The following is a 3,403-nucleotide window of genomic DNA, read 5'->3' on the forward strand; positions in this document are numbered from 1 at the left end:
GCGAGGACGTCCTCCTCGTTTCCGGCCCAGCATCGCCGTGTCGAGATCAACACAGGTGCCGACCTGGATTGGCCGTGCCAACAATTCTTCCACGTCCTGCGCGGCGAGCCGGTCCCGCTCGACGACGCTCTCGTTGAGGCAGTGCGGTTCCGGCTCGTCGAGCAACGGGGCGCAGACATCGTCTGGGCCGGAAACGAGGAGGACGTCCTCGCCCCGGCTCAGGCGCTCCGCTACGCGATCATAATTGGCGGTGAAGGCGGGGCTGTATCCCTTGCCCACATAGGTGAGCAGGCAAAGGAGGTGATGGGCGCGCAGCCTGATCGTCACGGATTGACCAGCTTGGCCTTGCCGCCGCGAAGCGCCATGAGCGTCGCGGCACCCAGCGCCGACTTGAGCAAGCCGCCGACGATGAACGGCAGGAAGCCGAAGGTAACGGCCTGTTCGGCTCCAATCATGACGGCAAGCCATGCTGTGCCCAGCACAAGGCAGGCAAGGTTGCCAAGCAGCATGGCGACGAAGGCAAGCATCACCCTTTTGCCGTTCCAGCCGCGTTCGGCCAGCCAGCCGACCAGTGCGCCGACAAGCGGGAAGGCGAAGAGATAGCCAGCCGTCGGCCCGACGAAATGCGCCGCACCCGCTGCCCCTCCGGACAGAACGGGAAAGCCGACCGCACCCTCGACCAGCCAGGCGGCGATGGTGAGCGCGCCAAGCCGCCAGCCATAGAGCGCGCCGACCAATGTCACGGCGAAGGTCTGCATCGTCACCGGGACCGGCACCATCGGCACTTCGACGTAGGATGACAGCGCCAGGAACAGGGTGCCGAGCACAACGGCTCCAATCTGCCAGGCAAGAGAACGATCCTGGAGCCGGAGCGGGCTGAACGACGGCTTGCTGGACGAGAATGCGACGTCTGTCATTGGGATTCCTTCGATCGATTTCAAATTATAGATAATTTCTGTTTTCGATCTATTATCGAATCCACACTTCCCTGGAGATTGCAAGCCCTGGCTTTGGCGGAGGCCGTCTAACCTACGATGGCGAAGGCTTCGCGCGTCGTTCCGGAAGCCGTCCTGACCGGCTTGCGGCCAATCCATTGGACGTGCCGCCCCAGTGTGACGGCCGCCGATTCGGTGTTTCCCTGCCGCAAGGCGGCGAGGATCGCGCGATGGTCCTGATCGGTGCGTGTCTCCCACTCCGAGCGCCATGCCGCGAACAGGAAACGGGCGCTTGCCGCGTGCAGATCGTTGATGGTGGCGAGCAGGCGCGGCATGCCACATGGCGACAGGATCAAGCGGTGGAAGGCGCGGTTGGCCTCTTCCCACGACCGGACATCGCGGGACTTGTCGCCAGCCTTGGACGCCTCCTCGGCGAGATCGAGAATGGCCGATGTCAGATGCGGCGCCGCGTGGCGCAGCGCCAGCACTTCAAGGGCGGCGCGCATTTCGGCGACTTCCTTGACCTCGCCCAGGTCGAAAGACGCGACACGCACGCCGCGGCGCGGTTCGCCGATGGCCAGCCCTTGCGCCTCGAGGCGGCGGAAGGCCTCGCGCACCGGAACATGGCTGGTTTGGAATTCCTCGGCGATGTGATCCTGCCGAAGCCTGGCCCCCGGCTCGATCGCACCGGAAATGATGCGGTCCGCCAGAACCTTGCTGATGCGCACCGCGATGGTGTCGTCTGTGCCCTTTGCCATGTTTTATAGATAATTTGCGGCAGGGCGGCTTGTCGAGACGGCGGGACCGAATTCCTAAACTTCCTCTTAGCGCAGGCCAGAGATAGCGTCGCGAAAGTCCAGCCTTTAGTTGACCCGGCTGATGCAGAAATCGATGACGTCGATCAGCGCCGATTTCTGCGGCGTCGCTTCGAGCGGCGCCAGCGCGTCGCGGGCAATCTCGCCGAAATGGCGCGCGCGTCCGATCGTGTCGGCAATGGCGCCGTGGCGGGTCATCAGGCCGGTCGCCTTTTCCAGGCCGGCGTCATCGGCGACATTGTCCTCGATGGCGCGCTTCCAGAAGGTGCGCTCGGCCTTGGTGCCGCGCCGATAGGCGAGAATGACCGGAAGCGTCACCTTGCCCTCGCGGAAATCGTCGCCGACGTTCTTGCCGAGATCCTTGCTGGTGCCGCCATAGTCCAGCGCGTCGTCGATCAGCTGGAAGGCCAGGCCGAGATTCATGCCATAGGAGCGCAGCGCCGCACGATCGTTGCGCGTCGCCTGGGCGATGACCGGGCCGACCTCGGCAGCAGCCGAAAAAAGTGCGGCGGTCTTGGCCTTGATGACGGCGAAATGCTCGTCCTCGGTGGTTTCGAGGTTCTTGGCGGCGGCAAGCTGCATGACCTCGCCCTCGGCGATGATCGAGGCTGCACTCGACAGGATGTCGAGCGCCTCGAGCGAGCCGACATCGACCATCATGCGGAAAGCCTGGCCGAGCAGGAAGTCGCCGACCAGCACGCTTGCCTGGTTGCCCCAGATCATGCGGGCGGTCTTCTTGCCGCGGCGCATGCCGCTCTCGTCGACGACATCGTCGTGCAGAAGCGTCGCGGTGTGCATGAATTCGACGGAGGTGGCGAGCTTGACGTGGCCCTCGCCGGCATAGCCGAACATCTGGGCTGCGGCCAGCGTCAGCATCGGCCGCAGCCGTTTGCCGCCGGACGAGATCAGATGGTTGGCGACCTCCGGGATCATCTCGACGTCGGAGCCGGCCTTGGACAGGATCAATTCATTGACGCGCCCCATATCGGCGGCAGTCAGATCGATCAGATCCTTGATGGAGGCGGGCTCCCGCTTCCCGTTTTCGATGTTGAGAACGACACCCACGACAATCACTCCCGTCTTGGTATAGAGCGTGCGACGGCACCCTTAGTCCCTGTATGGACTCTAGGGCGGCGGACATGGGCACGGCAAGTGGCGAATTGGCGCGGCGGCGGCGACAGAATGTCAACGACCCCAAGGGAACGGCTCTGCCCCGGAATCCCCTGCCCGTTTACATCAATAGCGCAAACTGCGAGTTTCATACGATGATAGAACTAGTCCGCACCAACGATGCCGTGATCATTTCCTTTGTCGAATCGCTGATGCGCGACGCCGGCATTGCCTGCTTTGTCGCCGACCAGAATATGAGCATTCTCGAAGGGTCGATCGGTCTTTTGCAGAAGCGCGTCATGGTCGACGCCGACCAGGCCGACGCGGCACGGCGCATCCTCAGGGATGCCGGCATCGCCAACGAAATCCGCGGAAAATAATGTCCGCCGCGCCCGCCGCCCTTGTCCCGGACACGCCGGCCCATACGGTCGACGCTTTCCATCGCGGCCGGTTCTGGCTGGTGCAGCCCAAGCAAGGCGGTCATCGCGCCGGCATGGATGCGATGATGCTGGCGGCCTCCGTGCCGGCCTCTCTTGCCGGTCG

At 63.9% G+C, this 3,403-nt stretch carries 5 protein-coding genes and 1 pseudogene; 2 read left to right on the forward strand and 4 right to left on the reverse strand.

Annotated features, from left to right (window positions below):
• The 4 genes from EN994_RS23450 to EN994_RS23465 form a co-directional block, all read right to left on the reverse strand.
• On the reverse strand, nucleotides 1-327 hold a 327-nt coding region (locus EN994_RS23450), incomplete at its 3' end, for a DUF1284 domain-containing protein (protein WP_127307835.1).
• Nucleotides 324-917: a biotin transporter BioY gene (locus EN994_RS23455; RefSeq protein WP_063167654.1), complete on the reverse strand. Its 594-nt coding sequence runs from the start codon at nucleotides 915-917 to the stop codon at nucleotides 324-326. The genes EN994_RS23450 and EN994_RS23455, both read right to left, overlap by 4 nt.
• A gap of 107 nt (nucleotides 918-1,024) precedes the next feature.
• Complete coding sequence (locus EN994_RS23460) at nucleotides 1,025-1,693, reverse strand: GntR family transcriptional regulator (RefSeq protein WP_063167653.1); 669 nt, start codon at nucleotides 1,691-1,693, stop codon at nucleotides 1,025-1,027.
• A 105-nt stretch (nucleotides 1,694-1,798) separates the two neighbouring features.
• Entirely contained in the window at nucleotides 1,799-2,815 is a 1,017-nt protein-coding gene (locus tag EN994_RS23465; RefSeq protein WP_013532830.1) for a polyprenyl synthetase family protein, read from the reverse strand.
• 200 nt (nucleotides 2,816-3,015) lie between these two features.
• Between EN994_RS23465 and EN994_RS23470 the strand changes: the two genes are divergently transcribed.
• Nucleotides 3,016-3,240, forward strand: a complete 225-nt coding sequence (locus EN994_RS23470; RefSeq protein ID WP_063167652.1) for a DUF2007 domain-containing protein — start codon at nucleotides 3,016-3,018, stop codon at nucleotides 3,238-3,240.
• Nucleotides 3,240-3,403, forward strand: a pseudogene (locus EN994_RS36305) (methyltransferase); the annotation flags it as partial. The gene EN994_RS23470 and the pseudogene EN994_RS36305, both read left to right, overlap by 1 nt.

The organism is Mesorhizobium sp. M7A.F.Ca.CA.002.09.1.1, assembly GCF_003998555.1.
GTDB classification, from domain to species: Bacteria; Pseudomonadota; Alphaproteobacteria; order Rhizobiales; family Rhizobiaceae; genus Mesorhizobium; species Mesorhizobium ciceri.